At 65.9% G+C, this 20,048-nt stretch carries 17 protein-coding genes; 6 read left to right on the plus strand and 11 right to left on the minus strand.

The genetic code is table 11. From position 1 onward, the window contains the following. Positions 1 to 96: 96 nt before the first annotated feature. Both fusA and rpsG read right to left on the minus strand, forming a co-directional pair. A complete protein-coding gene (fusA, locus tag CFB18_RS07870) occupies positions 97 to 2,196 on the minus strand; it encodes an elongation factor G (protein WP_088571264.1) in 2,100 nt (699 codons plus the stop codon). A gap of 216 nt (positions 2,197 to 2,412) precedes the next feature. Further along, positions 2,413 to 2,880, minus strand: coding sequence for a 30S ribosomal protein S7 (gene rpsG / locus CFB18_RS07875; RefSeq protein WP_088571265.1), 468 nt, complete (start codon positions 2,878 to 2,880; stop codon positions 2,413 to 2,415). A gap of 566 nt (positions 2,881 to 3,446) precedes the next feature. Here rpsG and glpX point away from each other — a divergent pair. Beyond that, complete coding sequence (gene glpX / locus CFB18_RS07880) at positions 3,447 to 4,457, plus strand: class II fructose-bisphosphatase (RefSeq protein ID WP_088571266.1); 1,011 nt, start codon at positions 3,447 to 3,449, stop codon at positions 4,455 to 4,457. Here the strand turns inward: glpX and CFB18_RS07885 are convergent. Then, the gene (locus tag CFB18_RS07885; protein ID WP_088571267.1) at positions 4,411 to 5,025 is read right to left on the minus strand and encodes a SanA/YdcF family protein; all 615 of its coding nucleotides are present in this window, start codon (positions 5,023 to 5,025) and stop codon (positions 4,411 to 4,413) included. The genes glpX and CFB18_RS07885 overlap by 47 nt on opposite strands. 163 nt (positions 5,026 to 5,188) lie before the next feature. Between CFB18_RS07885 and CFB18_RS07890 the strand changes: the two genes are divergently transcribed. Beyond that, complete coding sequence (locus CFB18_RS07890; protein WP_088571268.1) at positions 5,189 to 7,015, plus strand: SLC13 family permease; 1,827 nt, start codon at positions 5,189 to 5,191, stop codon at positions 7,013 to 7,015. Here the strand turns inward: CFB18_RS07890 and CFB18_RS07895 are convergent. The 5 genes from CFB18_RS07895 to pdhA form a co-directional block, all read right to left on the minus strand. Then, positions 6,972 to 7,607 carry an FmdE family protein gene (locus tag CFB18_RS07895; RefSeq protein ID WP_088571269.1) on the minus strand — a complete coding sequence of 212 codons (636 nt, stop codon included), beginning with the start codon at positions 7,605 to 7,607 and terminating at the stop codon, positions 6,972 to 6,974. The two genes, CFB18_RS07890 and CFB18_RS07895, sit on opposite strands and share 44 nt — an antisense overlap. A 41-nt stretch (positions 7,608 to 7,648) precedes the next feature. After that, positions 7,649 to 7,828 carry a Sec-independent protein translocase subunit TatA/TatB gene (locus tag CFB18_RS07900; RefSeq protein ID WP_088571416.1) on the minus strand — a complete coding sequence of 60 codons (180 nt, stop codon included), beginning with the start codon at positions 7,826 to 7,828 and terminating at the stop codon, positions 7,649 to 7,651. 180 nt (positions 7,829 to 8,008) lie between these two features. Further along, on the minus strand, positions 8,009 to 9,274 hold the full coding sequence (locus tag CFB18_RS07905) for a dihydrolipoamide acetyltransferase family protein (protein WP_088571270.1): 1,266 nt from the start codon (positions 9,272 to 9,274) through the stop codon (positions 8,009 to 8,011). Between the two features lie 27 nt (positions 9,275 to 9,301). Beyond that, positions 9,302 to 10,273 (minus strand): alpha-ketoacid dehydrogenase subunit beta, encoded by a 972-nt coding sequence (locus tag CFB18_RS07910; RefSeq protein WP_088571271.1) that lies wholly within the window; start codon positions 10,271 to 10,273, stop codon positions 9,302 to 9,304. Between the two features lie 23 nt (positions 10,274 to 10,296). Further along, positions 10,297 to 11,370, minus strand: a complete 1,074-nt coding sequence (pdhA, locus tag CFB18_RS07915) for a pyruvate dehydrogenase (acetyl-transferring) E1 component subunit alpha (RefSeq protein ID WP_088571272.1) — start codon at positions 11,368 to 11,370, stop codon at positions 10,297 to 10,299. A gap of 226 nt (positions 11,371 to 11,596) precedes the next feature. On the opposite strand from pdhA, the gene grpE reads away from it, so the two are divergent. The 3 genes from grpE to prmA are packed head-to-tail and all read left to right on the plus strand — an operon-like array spanning position 11,597 to position 14,290. Next, entirely contained in the window at positions 11,597 to 12,211 is a 615-nt protein-coding gene (gene grpE, locus CFB18_RS07920) for a nucleotide exchange factor GrpE (protein WP_088571273.1), read from the plus strand. A gap of 6 nt (positions 12,212 to 12,217) precedes the next feature. After that, positions 12,218 to 13,342 carry a molecular chaperone DnaJ gene (gene dnaJ / locus CFB18_RS07925; protein ID WP_088571274.1) on the plus strand — a complete coding sequence of 375 codons (1,125 nt, stop codon included), beginning with the start codon at positions 12,218 to 12,220 and terminating at the stop codon, positions 13,340 to 13,342. Between the two features lie 15 nt (positions 13,343 to 13,357). After that, a complete protein-coding gene (prmA, locus tag CFB18_RS07930) occupies positions 13,358 to 14,290 on the plus strand; it encodes a 50S ribosomal protein L11 methyltransferase (protein WP_088571275.1) in 933 nt (310 codons plus the stop codon). Here the strand turns inward: prmA and CFB18_RS07935 are convergent. Together CFB18_RS07935 and CFB18_RS07940 are read right to left on the minus strand one after the other, a co-directional pair. Next, a complete protein-coding gene (locus tag CFB18_RS07935) occupies positions 14,278 to 14,973 on the minus strand; it encodes an MjaI family restriction endonuclease (RefSeq protein ID WP_088571276.1) in 696 nt (231 codons plus the stop codon). The two genes, prmA and CFB18_RS07935, sit on opposite strands and share 13 nt — an antisense overlap. Further along, on the minus strand, positions 14,960 to 16,219 hold the full coding sequence (locus CFB18_RS07940) for a DNA methyltransferase (protein WP_200808129.1): 1,260 nt from the start codon (positions 16,217 to 16,219) through the stop codon (positions 14,960 to 14,962). Before CFB18_RS07940 ends, CFB18_RS07935 begins: the two co-directional genes overlap by 14 nt. Positions 16,220 to 16,349: 130 nt before the next feature. Here CFB18_RS07940 and CFB18_RS07945 point away from each other — a divergent pair, with 130 nt between their 5' ends. After that, a complete protein-coding gene (locus tag CFB18_RS07945) occupies positions 16,350 to 17,006 on the plus strand; it encodes a class I SAM-dependent methyltransferase (protein WP_159461645.1) in 657 nt (218 codons plus the stop codon). Between the two features lie 1,708 nt (positions 17,007 to 18,714). On the opposite strand, the gene CFB18_RS07950 is transcribed toward CFB18_RS07945, so the two are convergent. Next, entirely contained in the window at positions 18,715 to 20,043 is a 1,329-nt protein-coding gene (locus CFB18_RS07950) for an FAD-dependent monooxygenase family protein (protein ID WP_088571279.1), read from the minus strand. Between the last annotated feature and the right edge of the window lie 5 nt (positions 20,044 to 20,048).

Here is a 20,048-nt window from a genome sequence, read left to right on the forward strand (position 1 = left end):
CCCCACATTCACATGCGGCTTCGCCCGCACAAACACCGCCTTCGACATCGCTCGCCTCCTTATAAATGTTCTGAGTTCTGAGACAAATCGCCCGGATTATCGACCGACGGGCTTCTTTTCGCCGGCGCGGATGATCCCCTCCGCGATGTGGGGCGGCACCTCGGCATAGTGGTCGAACTCCATGGAGAAGGTGCCGCGGCCCTGGGTGATGGAGCGCAGGGTGGTGGCGTATCCGAACATCTCGGCCAGGGGGACCAGGGCGCGGATGGACTGGATGCCTTTCCCCCGGTTCTCGATCCCCTGGATCTGGGCCCGGCGGGAGGAGAGATCTCCGACTACGTCCCCGGTGTAAATCTCCGGAACGATCACCTCCACCCGCATGATGGGCTCCAGGAGGACGGGAGCGGCCTTCTCGGCGGCGTTGCGCAGGGCCAGGGAGGCTGCCACCTTGAAGGCCATCTCCGAGGAGTCCACCTCGTGGTAAGACCCGCCCACCAAGGTGGCCCGGATGTCGGTTAGGGGATACCCGGCCAGCACCCCGGCCTCCATGGCCTCGATCAGGCCCTTCTCGATGGCCGGGATGAATTCCTTCGGGATGATGCCGCCCACTGTGGCATCAATGAACTCGAAGCCCTTACCCCGCTCCAGAGGCTCGAAGTCGATGACCACGTGCCCATACTGGCCTCGGCCGCCCGTCTGCCGCACGAAACGCCCCTCCACGCCCTTCACCGGCCGAGTGAACGTCTCCCGATAAGCCACCCGTGGGCGCCCCACATTTGCCTGCACCCGGAACTCCCGCTTCATCCGCTCGATGAGCACCTCCAGATGCAGCTCACCCATCCCGGAGATGATGGTCTGACCGGTCTCCGGATCCATACGGACCCGGAAGGTAGGGTCCTCTTCGGACAGCTTGCGCAGGGCCTCGCTCAGGCGGTCCTGATCGGCCAGGGTCTTGGGCTCGATGGCCACCGAGACCACGGGCTCCGGGAAGGTGATGCTCTCCAGGATGATGGGAGCCTCCGGATCGCAGAGGGTGTCCCCCGTGAAGGTGTCCTTCAGCCCCAGGGTGGCCGCGATATCTCCGGCGTAGACCTCCTTGATCTCCTCCCGACGGTCCGCGTGCATCCGGAGGACGCGGCCGACCCGCTCCCGCTTGTTCCCGCGGGTGGAGTTGGTGATCTGCTGGCCGGCGGTGATCTTCCCGGAGTAGACCCGGAAATAGACCAGGCGGCCCACATAAGGATCTGTGACCACCTTGAAGACCAGGGCGGCCAGGGGGGCCTCGTCGGAGGCAGGCCGGGCTTCCTCCTGGCCGGTGAGGGGGTTGACGCCCTTCACCGGCGGGATGTCCACCGGGGAAGGCAGGTAATCGACGATGGCGTCCAGCAGGGGCTGGATGCCCTTGTTGCGAAGGGCCGAGCCGCACAGCACCGGGACCAGCTTCCCGGTGATGGTGGCCCGGCGAAGAGCTGCCCGCAGCTCCTCGGTGGAGATGGGCTCCCCCTCCAGGTATTTCACGGTGAGGGCATCGTCGGTCTCCGCGATCCGCTCCACCAATGTCTCCCGGGCTCGCTCCGCCTCCTCCCGGAGCTCCGGGGGGATCGGCTCATAAACCATCTGAGTTCCCAGCTCGTCGACCCAATAGATCGCCCGCATCTCCAGCAGATCGATCACCCCCCGGAAGTCCGCCTCGGCCCCGATGGGCAGCTGGATGGGGACGGGGTTCGCCCCCAGGCGGTCCCGGATCATCCCGATGGTGTTCCAGAAATCCGCCCCCACCCGATCCATCTTGTTCACGAAACAGATGCGGGGCACCCCATACCGGTCCGCCTGGCGCCAGACCGTTTCGGACTGGGGCTCCACTCCGTGGACGGCGTCGAAAACGACGACACCCCCGTCCAGCACACGCAGGCTCCGTTGGACCTCGGCGGTGAAGTCGATGTGCCCGGGGGTGTCGATGATGTTGATCTGGTGTTCCCGCCAGTAACAGGCCACGGTGGCCGCGGTGATGGTGATCCCCCGCTCCCGCTCCAACTCCATGTAATCCGTCACCGTGGTCCCCTCATCCACGGAGCCCAGCTTGTAGGTCCGCCCGGTGTAAAACAGGATCCGCTCTGTCGTCGTGGTCTTGCCGGCGTCGATATGGGCGATGATTCCGATATTTCGGATTTTCTCAATCGGGACTTCCCGTGGCATCTTCTCAGATCCTCCCCGATCAGCCGAGCTCCCTCTGAAATGTTCTCCGTGATCCAGCAATCATACCCGCGGCGGAGGCGCTTTTCGGGCCACCGCCCCTGAGATCTTCTCCCCTGCTGGCGGGAAGCGCGCCGGTTGTTCAGCGGCAGGGTCACGGCCCCTGGGCCGTCGCGCCTGCCGCGCCCTGCGGGTCCGGTTCCTGGCTCTCGGAACCGCTCACCAGCGGTAGTGAGCGAAGGCGCGGTTGGCCTCGGCCATGCGATGGGTGTCCTCACGCTTCTTGACGGCTGCCCCGGCCCCGTTGGCCGCATCGATGAGCTCGGCGGCCAGCTTCTCGATCATGGACTTGCCCGGGCGCTCCCGGGCGGCGTTCACGATCCAGCGCAGGGCCAGGCTGACCTGGCGATCCGGCGGCACCTCCAGAGGGATCTGATACGTGGCGCCGCCGACCCGGCGGGGCCGGACCTCGAGGAGAGGCTTGGTGTTGGCCAGGGCCTTCTCGAAGATCTCCATGGCCGGCCGGCCGGTGCGGCGCTCGATCAGGTCGAAGGCGCCGTAGACAATCCGCATCGCCAGGCTCTTCTTGCCGTTCATCATCACCTTGTTGATGAGCTTGGCGACCAGGACGCTGTTGTAACGAATGTCCGGCGCGATTTCCCGTTTGGGCGCACGACCCCGTCGCATCGTCCTCCTTCCTGCAGGTCCGGGTTTCCGATCCGAATATCTGCCAGGGGATGAGGCTCCCACCCCAGAGGATCACACCGCACATACATCGGATCCAGCCGCCGATGCGGCCCAGGCCGCCGGCGCGCGGAACGTCCCCGCGGCCGGACGGCGAAAAGAGGATCCCGGGGAAGCGCCCGCCTGGCAGACGCAACACAAGATTATAACGAGGGGGAAAGGGATTGTCAAACTCCATTCGCGCGGCCGGCTCACGGGTATGTCCCGAGATCATAGGACAACTGCTCGCAGTTGTCCTACAAAGCAGCCAGGCCCGACAAAATTGGAACACACCCCGCGCGGACACTGTGCCGGGAGATCGTCGCCCGATGGGGCGGCCGGAAAGGCGCAACGTCCATCCCGGGAACGGGAAGGAGTATATCCCCGCCGGAGGGGCCTCTTCGATGCCCAAACTCGGCCCACGGCCCCGGGGTGCTGCTCCCTCCAGCCCATTCCACACCCGGGGCGTGGATTCACATCCTCTTATACAATGAGCGGATGGAGGGATAGACCAACCGGTGAGGATCCCGATGGCTCAGGAACCCGATCGCAACCTGGCCCTGGAGCTAGTGCGGGTGACGGAGGCCGCTGCCTTGGCCGCCGGCCGCTGGATGGGCCGGGGGGATCGCGAGGCTGCGGACCGCGCCGCCGTGGAGGCGATGCGCCTCATGCTCCGCTCCATCGACATGGACGGCGTTGTAGTGATCGGCGAGGGGGAGAAGGACGAAGCCCCGATGCTTTACAACGGCGAGCGCATCGGCAACGGCCGCCCCCCTCAAGTTGACGTCGCCGTCGATCCCATTGATGGAACCCGGCTGCTGGCGCTGGGGCGGCCCGGGGCCCTGGCGGTGATCGCCCTCTCGGAGCGGGGGACCATGTTCAGCCCGGGCCGCATCGTCTATATGTCTAAGCTGGCCGTGGGGCCCGAGGCCCGGGAGGCCATCGACTTGGACGCGCCGGTCGCTGAGAACCTGCGCCGCATCGCCCGGGCGAAGGGGAAGGACATCGATGACCTTACGGTAGTGATCCTGGACCGCGACCGCCACGCAGATCTGATCCGTGAGGTCCGGGCCGCTGGGGCGCGGATCAAGCTGATCCCCGATGGGGATGTCTCCGCTGCCCTGATGACCGCCTTCCCGGACTCCGGGATCGATGTGCTGATGGGGATCGGTGGCTCCCCGGAGGGGGTGATCGCCGCCGCTGCCCTGAAATGCCTGGGTGGGGAGATCCAAGCCCGGCTCTGGCCGCGGAACGAGGAGGAACGTCGCTTCGCCGCTGAGATGGGCTATGATCTCCGCCGCATCCTCACCGCCGACGACCTGGTTCGGGGCGACAACATCTTCTTCGCGGCCACGGGGATCACCGATGGGGAGATCCTGCGGGGGGTCCGCTACACCGGGGCCGGGGCGCGGACGCACTCCCTGGTCATGCGCTCTCGATCCGGGACCATCCGGTTCGTCGAGGCCCATCACCGCTGGGACAAATTGATGCGGATCAGCGGTTACCCATACGATCGAGGCGCAGGCGAAGCCCCTCGATGAGGGCGCTGAGGGAGGCGGGGATCTCCCGGAGGCTCCACCATATCGCCCGGTTCCCGTAGGTTGAGCGATCCGCCGCCAGCCCCACGGCGTCGATGCCGGCCGACGCGCACAGCCAGAGGGCGCGATCGAGATGGAAACGCTGGCTGACCACCACGGCCCGGGTCACGCCGAAGACCTCCCGGGCCCGCCGGCATGAGTCCAGGGTCCGCATGCCCTCGGGGTCCAACCGGAGGGCGGCATCCGGGACGCCCAGGCGCAAGGCCAGGCGGCGCATGGCCTCCGGCTCGTTGTAGTAAGGGGAGGAGCGGCCGTCTCCGCTGAGCAGCAGGAGCTCGACCTTCCCGAGGTGATAGAGGGCGGCCCCGGCCCGAACCCGGTCGGCCAGCACGGCAGTGGGGGAGCCGTCAGCGCGCAGGCCGGCCCCCAGGATGAGGGCCGCCGGCCGGGATGGAACCTCCTCCGGCCGTTCGTAGATCCGATGGCGGCTGTAGAGCCCCAGGAAGAACCGGGCGGCCACCGGCGTCGCCGCGATCAGGGCGATCAACACGCCCACGTATCCCCAGCGCATCTCCCTCTCCCCAGGATACGGGAAACGGCCTCTGAATCCACAGGGAGCCCCCCGGAGGGCCCCGGACTTTCGAACTATCCTCTCCTACGGATCCCGGAGGTAAGATGATGAGGGATCCTAACCCGGAGAGATATCATACCGGATCTTCGAGAGGAGAGAGCCCGTGGAGGTGTTCTCCCTCACGGCCGTCTGGCTGACGCTGATCCTGTTGCTGATGGCCGGCCTGCTGATGAGCGGGGCGCTGCGGCCCGATCTGGCGGCCCTGATCCTGGCCCTTGGGCTTTCCTTTAGCGGTCTGCTCTCGCCGCAGGAGGCCTTCAGCGGGTTCAGCCGCTCCGCCGTCATCGCGCTGATCGCGCTGTTCATCCTCACCGCCGGCCTGAACCGCACGGGAGTCTCCCGGGCGCTGGGGGAGCGTCTGAGCCGATGGGCGGGGGATTCCCCCGGGCGGCTGGTGGCCGGGATGACGCTGCTCAGCGCGTCGCTCTCCCTGGCCATGAACTCGGTGACCGCGGCGGCGGTGGTCATGCCGATGGCCGTTCAGGCCGCCCGGCGGATCGGCCTGGCCCCTTCCCGCATCCTCATCCCCATCGCCTACGGCGCGCTGCTCGGGGGGATGCCGACCCTCTTCACCACCGCCAACCTGCTCCTCAGCGGGCTGATGCGGGACCACTACGGCCGATCCCTGACCATGCTGGATTTCATCCGGGCAGGTCTGCTCCCAGCCGCCCTGGGGTTGCTCTGGGTGATCGGGGTGACCTGGCGCACCCTCCCGGAACGCTCTCCGGCAGGACAGCTGATGCGCTTGCACCGGCTGAACCGGGAGCTGGCGGAGCTCTACGGCCTCCAGGATGGGCTGGTGGAGCTTCTGGTCGAGCCGGATTCGCCGCTCTGTGGGCTCTCCCTGGTGGAGAGCCAGCTGGCTTCCCGACACAGCGTGACGGTCATCGGGATCCGCCGTAAAGGGCACCTCCTCCTTTCCCCGTCCAGCTCGGAGAGTTTGCAGGCCGGGGATGTGCTGCTGGTCGCTGCCGGCCCGGAGGGCACAGCACCCTTCGAGCAGGCCCTCCGGGACCTGGGGCTGCGTCCTCTTCCCCGCCCGGTCTCCCCCCAGGTGCTGGAGGAAGGAGAAGCCGGCCTGATGGAGATCCTCCTCTCCCCCCATACCACCCTCATCGGTCGGACGCTGCGAGAGCTCCGGTTCCGGGAGCGCTATGGGCTGCAGGTCCTGGCCATCTGGCGGGAGGGGCAGCCGCTTCGGGCCCGGCTGGCGGACGAACGTCTCCGCTTCGGCGATGCCCTCCTGGTTTACGGCCCGTGGGAGCGTATCCGCCTGCTCCAGGGCGATCCCGAGTTCATTGTCTTGCAATCCAACGGGGAACCGTTGCGGACCTCCCGCCGCATCCCGGCCATCGTGATCATGGCGGGGGTGATCCTGGCCTCGGCCTTGACGTCCCGCTCGGTGGCCGAGGTGACGATGGCCGGGGCGGTGCTGATGATCCTGGCGGGATGTCTGACGATGGAGGAAGCGTATCGGGCCATCGAGTGGCCCACGGTGTTCATGGTGGCCGGGCTGCTGCCCCTCTCCATTGCCATGACGCGCACCGGGGCCGCGGAGGAGCTGGGGACGGTGCTGCTGTATGGTCTGGCGGGGGCACCTCCCTGGGTCAGCGTGCTGGTCTTTACCGGGATCGCCGCCGCCCTCACCCAGGTGCTCTCGGCTTCGGTCACTGCCGTGGTGTGGGGGCCCATTGCCCTGCGGGCGGCCGCGACCCTGGGCGTCCCGCCGGCGGAGATGGGGCTGGCGGTGGCCCTGGCGACCTCGGCGGCGTTCCTCACCCCCATGGCCCATCCGGCCAACGCCCTCGTGATGGGCGCCGGCGGTTACCGACCCCGGGATTTCCTGCGAGCCGGATGGCCGCTCTGGCTGCTCTCGGTCGGGGCGATCACAGCATCGACGGTGGGGTGGGGACTGGGACTTCCCCGGTGAGCGGGATCGGCTCCAGGGCGGTGTAGTACGGGGCTTCCGCGCACGCCCGGCAGAGGACCTCGCCGTCCCGCACGATCTCCCGCCCGTCGTTGATGCCCTCGCCGCAGCGCGCGCAGAAGACCCGACGGATCGGATGGCCAGGCAGATCCTCCGGAGGGATCTCCACCCGGACCCACCGGGCGTAGAAGAGGTCTTCGTCGGGCATGATGCGATAGGCGTGGCGTTGGGCAGCGGCCCGGCTGAGGCCCGGGGGGGCCAGATGCAGGGCCGTCTCGCGGGCATCATCCCGGGCCACAATCCGCACCGCCCGACCGGTCCGGGTGTCCACGAAAGTGGCGGCAGCCTTCCCGTAGTCGATGTGCTTGAGGGTCCGCCGCCCAAGCCGGCAACCGGTGACGGTGGCGATGGCGTCGGTCAGGCAGCGGTCGATCTCCACATAGACGATGAGCCGACGGCGATCCGCGGGGTCCTCGGGGTTCAAGCCCAGCAACCGGCATCCCAGGAGGGCCATTCGGACGCCGAGGATCTGGCCCGGGCAGAGGTGACCGTGGAACGCGGCGGCCTCTTCCAGCCATTCGTCAAGGGTGCGCATGGCGTGCCTCGTCAGGGATCCAGAGGCGATTGTGTCCCCCATCACGAAGGCTTGTCCGGCTTCGTCTCCCCTTTTTCCTCCTCCGAGGTCAGACCGCGCCGGAACTCCCGGATGCTCTGGCCGAGCTCCCGGGCCAGGTTGCTCAAGCGGCCGGGGCCGAAGAGCAGCAAGGCGATCAGGAGGATGATGATCAGCTCGGTTGGTCCCAGACGGAACGGCATCTCGGCCTCCATTACGCAATGTGAGCCTCCCCGCGGGGATCGCGCGGGGACCCTTTTCCATCATACGTCAGCCGGCCTGGGGAGGAAACCCAGGGGCTCCCTAGGAGGATAGGCCCGGAGCCGGACGGACGCGGAGAACGCCTGTCCGGCTTCCGGGGCTGAAGCGGGAGAACGCGGTGCCTATTCCACCAGAAGGAGGAGAGGGTTCTCCAGATAGCGCCGGAAGACCTGGAGGAAGCGGGCCACCTCGGCGCCGTCGGTCACCCGGTGGTCCGCCGACACGGTCACCTTCATGCGCTGCCCGATGGCGAGCTGCCCGTTCTTCACCACGGGCACCTCCCGGACGCTTCCGACGGCCATGATGGCGGCTTCCGGGGGATTGATGATGGCGATGAAGTGCTCCACGTCGAACATCCCCAGGTTGCTGACGGTGAAGACGCTGCCCTCAATGTCCTCGGGGCGCACCTTCCCGCTTCGGGCCCGTTCCACCAACTCCTTGCTCTCACGGGCGATCTGGGCCAGGGGCTTGCGATCGGCGTCCCGCAGGACCACGGTGATCAACCCCTCCTCCAGGGCCACGGCGATGCCGATGTGGATGGCTTCGTGGCGGACGATCCCACCCTCTTGGTAGGAAGAACGCAGGGCAGGGAACTCCCGAAGGGCCAGGGCGGCGGCCTTCACCACCATATCGTTCACGGTCACCTTTCCCCGCTCCCCCAGCGCCTCGTTGATCCGCGCCCGCCAGGCCATGGCTTCATCCATGTCCACCTCGACCGTGACATAGAAATGGGGCGCCGTCTGCTTGCTGGCAGTCATCCGCCGGGCGATGGCCTGTCGCAACGGGTTGACAGGCACCGCGGTGGGCGCGGGCGTGGGAACCGGGGCGGGCACTGGGGTGGGGATGGGCGCGGCGGCCGGCGGAGGCGGGGCAGCGGCCGGCGTGCGGGCTTGGAGGTAGCGATCCACGTCGCGCTTGACCACCCGCCCCCCCGGGCCGGTGCCGGAGATCTCCCGCAGGTCGATGCCGGCCTCCCGGGCCAATCGACGGGCCAGGGGGGAGGCCTTCACCCGCCCGCCGGGAGGCGGGGTGGGCGCCCCAACCGGAGCCGGCGCAGGCGCGGGTGGAGGAGGGGTGCCGGGCGCAGGGGTCGGGAGTGGAGGCCCCTCCCGGACGGCCGGGGCTGTGGCGGGGGCTTCCACCAGCTCATCCGGGGCGGCGATGATGGCGATGGGCGTGCCCACCGGCACCGTCGTCCCCTCCTCGATCAGCACAGCCTTCAGGACCCCGGAGGCCGGCGCCTCGAACTCGATGTTCACCTTCTCCGTCTCGATCTCCGCCAGGGGCTCGCCCGCCTTCACCGGCTCCCCCACCTTCTTCAGCCAGCGCAGCAGCTTCCCTTCCACCATATCGAAGCCCATCTTGGGCATCGTCACCGTCGTCGCCATCCCGGAACCTCCCGCCCGGCGTGTTCCTCAGCGCAACAGGAGCTTCACCGCCTTCACCACATCCTCCGGCCAGGGAAGGACCGCCCGCTCATGATGCTTGTTGTAGGGGTGCGGGACCTCGCGGCTGCCCAGGCGCATCACCGGGGCGTCCAGCTCATCGAAGGCATGCTCCTGGATGCGGGCGGCGACCTCAGCGCCCACGCCGAAGGAGCGCCACTCCTCGGTAACCACCAGGGCCCGATGGGTCTTGGCTACGGATTCATATACCGGTTCCATATCCAACGGGCGCAACGTGCGCAGGTCCACCACCTCCACCTCGATGCCCTCCCGGGCCAGCTGCTCCGCCGCCTGCAGGCTGGCCTGCAGCATCCGCCCGTAGGTCACGATGGTGCAATCCCGCCCGACGCGTTTGATTTCGCTTTTGCCGATGGGGACGACGTAATCCCCTTCAGGGACCTCGCCGCGCACCGGGTAGAGGGCGGTGTGCTCGATGTAGATCACCGGGTCCTCGTCCCGCAGGGCGGCCTTCAGCATCCCCTTAGCGTCGTAGGGGGTGCCGGGGTAGACCACCTTCAGGCCCGGCACGTAGGCGAAATAGACCTCGAAGGTTTGGGAGTGGGTGGCAGCCAGCTGGCCCCAGCCCGCCGGCACCCGGATCACCAGAGGCACCTTGAACTGGCCGCCGAACATGTAGGACATCTTGGCCGCGTGGTTGACGATCTGATCCAGGGCCAGGAGGATGAAATTGATGGTCATGATCTCCGCGACCGGGCGCAGGCCGCCCAGGGCCGCCCCCAGGGCCACCCCCACGATGGCCGACTCCGCGATGGGGGTGTCTCGCACCCGTTCCTCCCCGAACTCCTCGTAGAGGCCGCGGGTCACCGCATAGGTCCCCCCATAGGCTCCCACATCCTCTCCCATGATGAACACCCGGCGGTCCCGCTGCATCTCCTCCCGCAGGGCCTGCCGGATCGCCTCACGGATGGTCATCACCGGCATCGCGTGCCCTCCATGGCGGCGGATCAGGATCCTGAGGATTGATCCCAGAGCCGGAGGAAGCGCTCATCGCCCCGCCAGTCCCCCACTGGGTTGGCGTAGATGAAGTCGTAGAGCTCCTCCAAGGGCGGATCCGGGCTCTCCTCAGCGAAGCGCATCACCTCCTCCATCTCTCGCTCCACTTCCTCGTGGATCGCGTCCAGCTGGGCCTCCGGGATCCCCTCGACCTCGATGAGGTGCCGGCGGAAGCGCTGGATGGGATCCCGCTGCTTCCACTGCTCGACTTCTTCTTTGGTTCGATAGAGCTCGGGGTCGGCGACGGAGTGGCCCTGGAAGCGGTAGCAGAGGGCCTCGAGGAAATAGGGGCCGTTGCCAGCGCGGGCCCACTCCACAGCGCGGGTCGCCGCTTCGTAGACGGCCAGGACGTCCATGCCGTCGACCCGCTCGGCGGGAATGTTCGCCATGCAGGCCTTCTTGTAGACTTCCGTGACCGCAGAGGCCTTCTCGATGGCCACGCCCATCCCATAGAGGTTGTTCTCGCAGAGGAAGACCACAGGGGTCTTCCAGAGGGCAGCCATGTTCAGGGCCTCGTAGAACTCTCCGATGTCCGTAGCCGCATCGCCGAAGATGGCCATCACCACGCGTGGCTCCCCCAGATAGCGGGCGGCGAAGCCCAGGCCCACGGCCATGGGCAGGTGCCCGCCCACGATGGCGTGCCCGCCCCAGAAGTTATGTTCCCGGCTGGCGAAGTGCATGGAGCCCCCGCGGCCCCGGCTGCACCCGGTGACTTTCCCATACAGCTCCGCCATCAGGACGCGGGGATCCAGCCCCCGGGCGATGGCGTGGCCGTGATCCCGATAGTGCGTGAGGAGGTGGTCCTCCGGGCGGAGGGTGGCAATGGCGCCCACCGCCACGGCCTCCTCGCCGATGTAGAGGTGCAGGAAGCCGGCGATCTTCCCCTGCTGATACGCGATGCGAGCCAGCTCCTCAAAGCGGCGGATCAGGACCATCTGGCGATAGAAGGAGAGCTTGGTCGCCACGTCAAGCGCCGCGGCCGGCGCTGCAGCCTTCGCGGTGTTTCCTTTCCCACGACCGCTCATCCGGGACCTCCCCTTATGTGCGCTCGATTCGACCGGACGTCCTGGGGGCTCACCCCAATTTTGCAATTCGGTGTGATTATAACATATCGGGTGCAACGGGGTCCGATTTTGCCGGCCTGGGCTCTGACGCCCCGAATGGGGCCGGGTTAAAATTAAATCCCGGGCGGAGCGCTTGGGTTTTCCCTCCGCCCCGATTCGATCCATCTCCGATGGAGGAGGTGGTCCCGTGGAGGAGCCCAAGGAGACGATGGCGGAGAGCGCGGAGGAGAACACGGCCCCCACGATGTCCCCGGAGGCCCCGGCGGCGGAAGCCGAGGTCTCCCTCATGGAACAGCTGGATGCGCTGCGGAAAGAGCTGGAGCAGGTCCGGGCCCAAGCCCAGGAATACCTGGAGGGCTGGCAGCGGGAGCGGGCGGCCTTCGCCAACTACCGCAAGCGGGTGGAGGCCGAACGGGCCCAGTTCGCCGCGGAGGCCACCGCCCTCTTCATCCACAAGCTGCTGCCGATCCTGGACGATTTCGAGCGGGCGCTGCGGACCCTCCCGGACAACCTGCGGCATCTCACCTGGGTGGAAGGGGTGGCCCTGATCTACCGCAAGCTGCAGCTGGCCCTGGAATCGGAGGGCGTGCGGCCCATCGAGGTGAAGCCCGGCGATCCCTTCGACCCGATGCTGCACGAAGCGGTGCTCTACGAGCCGGCCGAGGGATTCGAGGACGGACAGATCGTGGAGGAGCTGCAGCGCGGCTACAAGCTGGGCGACCGGGTGCTGCGGCCGACCCTGGTGAAGGTCGCCCGCAAGGTCGAGCCCGGGCCGGAACCCTCAGCCGCAGAGGGCGGATAAGGCGCCATGGCGACTTTCCGGAAGGACTACTACGAGATCCTCGGCGTCCCGCGCAACGCCACGCTGGAGGAGATCAAGCAGGCCTACCGACGGCTGGCCCGCCAGTATCACCCGGATGTCAACAAGTCGCCGGACGCCGAGGAGAAATTCAAAGAAATCAACGAGGCCTACGCCGTCCTCTCCGACGAGGAGAAGCGACGGATCTATGACATGTACGGCCACGCCGGGCTGGAAGGGCGGGGGCTGCGCCCGGAGCCGGCGGACTTCACGGATCTCTTCGCCGATCTCTTCGAGGATCTCTTCGGGTTCGGGGTCCGGACGCGGGCGCGACGGGCGCCCCGGCGGGGCGCGGACCTTCAGACCGAGGTCACGCTGACGTTCGAAGAGGCCGCCCGGGGCGTGGAGAAGGATGTGGAGGTCGTCCGCCACGAGCTATGCCCGCGCTGCCGGGGGAACGGCGCGGAGCCCGGGACCGGCCCGGCCCGCTGCCCGACCTGCGGCGGCATCGGCGAGGTGCGGCGGGTGAGCCAGTCCTTCCTGGGCTCTTTCGTCCAGGTCACCACCTGCCCGACCTGCCAGGGGGCCGGCGAGGTGATCGCCACCCCATGTCGGGAGTGCGGCGGGGAAGGGCGCGTGCTCACCCGTCGTCGCCTCGCCGTCCGCATCCCGGCCGGCGTGGACGACGGGATGCAGATCCGCATCCCTGGGGAGGGGGAGCCCGGGGAGAACGGGGGGCCGCCGGGCAACCTCTATGTCCAGGTTAAAGTCCAGCCCCATCCCTACTTCCGGCGCCGGGGGGATGACCTGATCGTCCAAGTGGCGATCAACGTGGCCCAGGCGGCCCTGGGGGATCGCATCCCGGTCCCCACCCTGGAAGGAGAGGAGCGGGTGGAGATCCCACCGGGGACCCAGCCGGGGCATGTGATCCGGCTGCGGGGGCGGGGCATCCCCCACCTGCGGCGCAACGGCCGTGGGGACCTGCTGGTGGTCGTCCAGGTGGAGGTCCCCACGCGCCTCACCCCGGAGCAGCGACGGCTCTTCCAGGAGCTGGCGCGCACCCTTCCGACGGGGGGCGCGCAGAAACCGGAGAAAGGGTTCCTGGAGCGCCTGCGGGAGCTTCTCAGCGGATAAGCAGGGGCGCATCCCATGCGCTGGCTGGAGATCTCGGTGCGGGTGCCCACGGAGCTGGCGGACAACATCGCGGAGATCCTCTCCCGCTACGCGCCGAACGGCATCGCTTACGATTACGGCCCCGTGGAGGCGGACGACACGGACTGGGAACGTCCCCGCCGGCCCCCGCCGGTGCTCACGCTGCGGGCCTACCTGCCGATGATCGGGGACTGGGAGGCCGCGCGGCAACGCATTGAGGAGGGGTTCTGGCATCTGCGTCAGATTCTCCCCTTCCCCCCGCCGCAGTTCCGGGAGCTGGATGAGACCGCGTGGGAAGAAGCGTGGAAAGCCCACTACGATGTGCTGCGGGTGGGCCCCTTCGTGATCAAGCCGAGCTGGCGGACCGCGCGGCTGGAGCCGGGGGATGTGCTCATCGAGCTGGATCCGGGAATGGCCTTCGGGACCGGCACCCATCCCACCACGCGGATGTGCCTGCAGGCCCTGGCGGAGTGGCTCCGGCCCGGGGATCAGGTCCTGGATCTGGGCACCGGGTCCGGGATCCTGGCCATCGCCGCTGCCCGGCGGGGGGCAGGCCGGGTGTGGGCGCTGGACATCGACCCGGTGGCCGTGCAGGTGGCGCGGGAGAACGTGGAGCGCAATGGGGTGGCCGACCGGGTGGAGGTCCTCCAGGGCTCCCTGGAGGAGGCCCGCGCCCTGGGGGAGCGGTTCGATGGGATCGTGGCCAACATCGTGGCCCCGGTGATCGGCCGTTTCTGTGAGCAAGGGATCGCCGACCTGCTGCGGCCGGGGGGATGGATCGTGGTCTCAGGGTTCTTCCAGGGGGAGCAGGAAGGGACCGTCCGTCAGGCCCTGGAGGCCGCCGGCCTCACCGTGGCGCGCCGCTGGGCCGAGGAGAGCTGGGTCGCCCTGGGGGCGCGGCGGGAGATGGCGGCGGGCTACGCGCCCTGACCCGAGCCTTCGCCAGCTTCCGCGCGAAGCCGCCCGAGCTCCTCCCGGATCGTCTCCACCACTTCCTCATTCCAAATCCGCTTCCGACCGCCCTTCTCCGTGATGGAGAACACCACAAAGACCTTCCCACCCTGCTCCTGCTGGAAACGCGCATGGGATCGCTCCATCCACTCGTGCCATCTGTGGGCCTCCGGGGCCTGCTGATAAGTGATAGGCTTCACCTGGATCCCCACCGCCTTATTCCCAACAGGGATGTAAAAATCTACATTGTAGCGACGATCCCATTCGTCCGGAGCGGGCAAAATCTCCACACCCAGCCTTTCCTGCAGCTGCTCATAGATCGTCTTCTTCTCTGTGACATAGCCCTCGAAAGTCCGTCGGATTACCACGTCATGCACGTAATCCAAACAGTCTTTTTCTGTGATCTGATCGATTTCAGCTCGGAGCTGCTCGCTGATCTTCACGTAGAGCCTGCGAGCGACCTCCGCGAGATGCTCCCGCATATCATGGCCCAGAAGAGGGCCTTCTGGACGGACGTTCTCGAAGTAATAGCGCTCCCAGTCCTCCAGGGTGCGTGGAGCACAGGCTCGGATCGATTCGGACAGCCGGCCGACATAGCGAGGGCGGTTGAACTGCCAGCGGTTGAAGGCGATGTTCAGCACCCATTCTTTAGAGGATCGCATTCCGTCGCTCCTCCGCGGCGAGGAACCGCTCGCGATACCGGTGGGAGATCGAGCGATCGGCATCCGCCAGCCCCATCTCGATCATCTTGCGGTTCACGAAAAGCCGATTCGTCAGATAGAGATAAGCCGGCATCGGAGCGTTTTTCTCTTCAGGAGGCTGATCGAAGCGCAGGTGGACGGGCTTGCCCAACACGAACTTTCGCAAATAATGGATCGCCGCCTCACGGCGCTCCGGAGGCACCCGGATTCCCAGCAGCTGCACCACCAGCCCGTTCTGGAGCTGCAGGGTATGTTCATCCAGGACCGCCACCACTCGGAAGGTGACCTCTTCATCGAATCGCAGGGGGCCGGGGTCCACCCGCGGCTGGGCGTCCTTCACGCGGGGGATGTAATCCGGAGGCGGATCGACCGGCGGCGGTTCCTGCTCCCGCCGGAGGATCCGCACCGAGGGCGCGAACAACGCCGGCGCATGAAGGCCCAGCTTCTGGCGGATGATCGGCTCGAAGGCCGGCTGGATCTCATAGCCGATGGCCTTCCGACCCAGGTCGAGGGCCACCTTCACCGTCGTGCCGCTGCCCAGGAAGGGATCCAGCACGGTCTCTCCAACGAACGAGAACATCCGGATCAGCCGGCGAGGCAGCTCGTCCGGGAACATGGCCTCGTGAAGGGTCTGGCGCTCGCCGCCGAAAGACCAGTGGCCGCTGAAGAAAGCCTTCCATTCCTCGCGCGTCATCCGGGAGGCTTCGCGGATCTCCGCGGGAACCGGCTCCGGCCGACCGGGCTTTTTGAACAGCAGGATGAACTCATAATCCAGCTCCACGATCCCGTTCGGCGGATAGGGGAAGGAGCCCATGACCACCGCCCCGCCGGTGGTGCGCATCGTGGTTTTCTTCTGCCAGATGATCGCGCCCATGTAGTCGAAGCCGATGACCTCGCACTGGGCGATGATCTCCGCATGGAGCGGGATCACTTTATACTGGCCGTAAACCACGGCCCGCGCGAACTGATCCCCGATGTTGATGCACAGACGGCGACCCGGCCGCAAGACCCGCCATGCCTCCCGCCAGACCCGGCTGAGATCCATTAAATACTCGTGAAGGGTTTGCCCGTAGCCGATCTGGCCCTTTACGCCGTAGTCCTTGATATGCCAGTATGGGGGGGAGGTGACGATGAGATCCACGCTCTCATCCGCCACCTCCGCCATGTTCCGGCTGTCCCCGATGATGATCAGGGCTTCCGCATCCATCATCGCGCTCCTCGAAGTTCATCCCACCCAAGCCCGGGAAGCGTCCGCGGCTCCCTCTATAATGATAAACTGGGCTCTTGAGGGACCGCCGTCGTGGCTAAAGCCGCTCCTACAGACGAGGGAAAACAGAATGGTCATTTCACCCTTATCGAAATGGACCTTTGCTCTGTTGCAGGCCTTCTTCCACTGGCTGTATCACGGAGGGGCGTGGGCCTACGATGGGGTGGCAGCGCTGGCCTCGATGGGGCGCTGGACGCGCTGGGTGACCCGGGCCCTAGACGAAGTGGAAGGAACTTGGGTGCTGGAGCTCGGCCACGGCCCGGGGCATCTCCTCGCCGCGATGGCCCGCCAGGGCCTCCGCCCCGTCGGCCTGGATCCCTCCCCGGCGATGGGGCAGCGCGCCCGCCGGCGGACAGGTTCGTCTGTCCCCTTGGTGCGGGGACGCGCGCAAGCCCTCCCCTTCCGGGACGAGGTCTTCGACACGGTGGTGGCCACCTTCCCCGCTCCCTTCATCCGAGATCCTCGCACTTGGCAGGAGGCGGCCCGGGTGGTGCGCCCCGGAGGGCGCGTGGTGGTCCTGTTCGCCGCCCATCCCCCACTCTCTCTCGTCGGGCTCCCCTGGCGATGGCTCTACCGCCTGGCCGGGCTTCAACCTCCTAAAGGCCTTCTGGGGGCCTTTCTGCATGACCCGGCCCGACAGGCGGGGCTCGAAGTCGAGCCCTGGACGTTCCCCGATGGCGGCTGGACCCTCCACGGGATCCTCGCCCGCCGGCCTTCCCGCCCCTGAGCGCGCGCCTGACTTTTTGATTCGTCGCAGCGAGTGACCGACATTCCGCACTCAAATGGTGTCCAAACCGCATTTTCCACAATAGTGCCCCTTAATAAATGTCCTTATCTTGGTTCCTTTACCAGCCCCCCGCTGGCCTGCCTGCGATCCTCGGGACGGAAGACCTCTCCGCCTTCGATTGCTCGATGCCAGCGGGGACTCCGGTTGGGCCTACCCACCGCCGCCCGTTGCCTCACCAGCCCCCGCCCGCCGTTGGGCCTCTCTCCGAAGGGAACGGAGCGCTTCCGGATGGCCAGTCACCCCACCGACGTGCCCTTCCCGCAGCGCCCACCGCCCGAACAGCCACCGGCTTCCTTCCTGCCCCAGGCCAGGTAACAATGCCCTCTGCCCGAACGCGCCCCGCGCTCCCTTCTGGCCGACTCCCGGATTTAACTGATAGATTCCTCACTGCCCAGGTCACTAACGTGGATAGTGATTTGCATCCAACTATCGCGCGCCAATTCTCCCAAAAGTTTTACTGCGATGGGACTTTCGGATGGTAAACAGAACTTCTTAAATATATCAGCTATTGGCAAAACTTCTCGCACAACACCTATACTTTCAACTTTTTCGCCTTCTTGGGGATGACAAGCCCGTATAGATATCTTCCAGCCATGACGAAGACGCTCGTGGCGTTCTGCCACACGACGCGCATATTCTTCTGCGCTGCTGATCTCTACTTGCTGAAGGATACTATTCACACAGTCGTGAACTGGCCAAGGCTAGCCCAGGGAGTCAAAAAAGACTTTAGAACCGCAATCACAACTGAAGTAGAACACCTTTGCTCCGCGGTGTGGACATCTGGTGGGATAGGTGCGTGCCTTGCACCACCACCCCTGAGTAGGCTCATGATAGAGCATATTCGGCTCCGATCAATGCTGGCCCAACGATCTGCACATCAGCCGTCGCGAAGCGAGCGCGAAGCGCGAGCGAAGCGGTCGGCTGGATGCGCGGGTTAGCACAACTTTTCACTCTTTTGTATAGGCTATTCCTTTGATAATGCTTCGAATGATCTTAAACGCTTTCTCACCGTTTTCATTGTGAACTACGACGAGGTAGTAATCACTTGTTTCATCAAGGAGATCAAGTTTCGCGGTGAGCTAAGGAGTCTCAAGAGGTATTCCAAGTTGTTTTAATAGCTCAAACTCGTCTTTACTTCCCATAAATTGCACTATTTTCAGTTTGCCAGGGCCAATCAAACAGACAGATTAGGGACCAACGGGAACAGGATTGGCATATATCTTAACGCCAAAGTATAAGGTTGCAAGCATCAACCCCGACACCCCATACAAAACTGCTAGTCCCAAGTATAGGTTTAATTGCTGGAGAACACTCGGTTCACTGAGCATCCACCCCGCAAAATACTACTGACACTGGGAACAGAGCTATTCCGATCACCGATAGTATCCATAAGTAAAACGATGCCCCTTGCTCAACTCGCAAAATGCGATGCCAAAGGTGTTTTGACCAGTTACGAAAGCACTGGTTGTAGTATAGTAGGGCAAACAATAGCAGAGTAATGGTGCTGATAGCTAATCTGATTTGCAAGCTGGAAAGAGATCGAACAGGGAAGAGGAAAGCACAAGCAGACAAAACACCGAGAACGACCACCGTAAGAGAGGCTAAGAAGTTTAGGCCAACGGCAAGATACTTGGCCTTGAGTAAAAAATTACCCCCGCAGCACCCGCCACAGGATGCCTGGCCGCATCAGGCTCTGGGGTGGGGCCAGGAGCGAGGCCACGTCGTTGAAGGCCCGAGCCACGACCGGATCATGGTGCGCCGTCCGGTGCAGCCGCGCCATGTAGGCGTTGATAAAGCGGATGGAGGCCGTGCGCCTGCCTTCCGCCTCCGGGAAGCGCAGGTCGCCGCTGACGACGATCTGCCAGGGCATGTCAATGCTCCTGGCTGCGCGCCGGAAGAAGCGCCACCACAGCTGTTCGGTGCCCTGGCGCAACGCCTGCTGCAAATCCAATGCTTCCATGGCCGCCACGGACATCCCCTGGCCGTAGATGGGGTTGAAACTGCAGATGGCATCTCCGAAAACCAGAAATCCCTCCGGGAAGCTGGACAACCTCTCGTAGTGCCGGCGCAGGCTGGCTTTGAAGCGGTAGGTGACGATGTCCGACAGGGGCTCGGCATCTTTGATGACGTTGTAAACCTCCGGCGCGGCCAGGCTTTGGGCAAAGGCCAAAAAACCCGCTTCGTCCGCAGGCGGATAATCGCCGAGATTTCCAACCAGGCCGACGATCCACCGCTCGCCCTCCTGCGCCAGGATCACCCCGCCGCGTTTCAAGTGCGGCGGCTGAGGGGTGATGAGCGCCACTTTGGCGCCGTTCAGATGCTCCGGCCGACGGCGGTAAAGGCGGGTGCTGTAGCCGACGTTGATGGTGACTTGCTCCTCCTGCGGCGGCGCATAGCCCATCTCTGCCAGCCATTTGGGCGCCCGGGAACCGCGGCCGCCGGCATCCACCACCAGGTCGGCCTCCAGCACCTCCTCGGCGCTGCCTTCTGCCCGCCGTAGCAGGCGCACCCCGCGCACCCGGCTGACGCGTTCCGACGGCACCAGCCCCAGCGCATCGCACTGTTCGATGGCCCGCACATTGGGCAGGGCCAGCAGCCGCTGCCGCACGTAGCCTTCCAACAGCGGACGGCTGACCGCCAGCGCGCCGAGACGGCCGTCTTCATTCGTGAAGCGGGCGTGATAGCCGCCGCCGTCGAACCAGATCAGCTCCTTCTCGGGCCGGTCGAGGAACGGCGCGCCCCGCGCCATCAGGTCGGCGATCAGGCCGGGGAACATCTCCTCCAGAATTTTGCTGCCCCGCAGCAGCAGCACGTGGAGGTGGCGGCCCTGGGGCACCCCTTTGCGGTTTTCGCCCATGGGGGGGAAGGCATCCCGCTCGATGAGGGTGACCTGCTCGAAGAAATCGGCCAGGGCGCGGGCGGCGAGCAGCCCGCCCATGCTGGCCCCGATGACAATGGCGTGTTTTCGATTCGACATGATGA

This window comes from Thermoflexus hugenholtzii JAD2 (assembly GCF_900187885.1).
In the GTDB taxonomy this organism is placed as follows: Bacteria; Chloroflexota; Anaerolineae; order Thermoflexales; family Thermoflexaceae; genus Thermoflexus; species Thermoflexus hugenholtzii.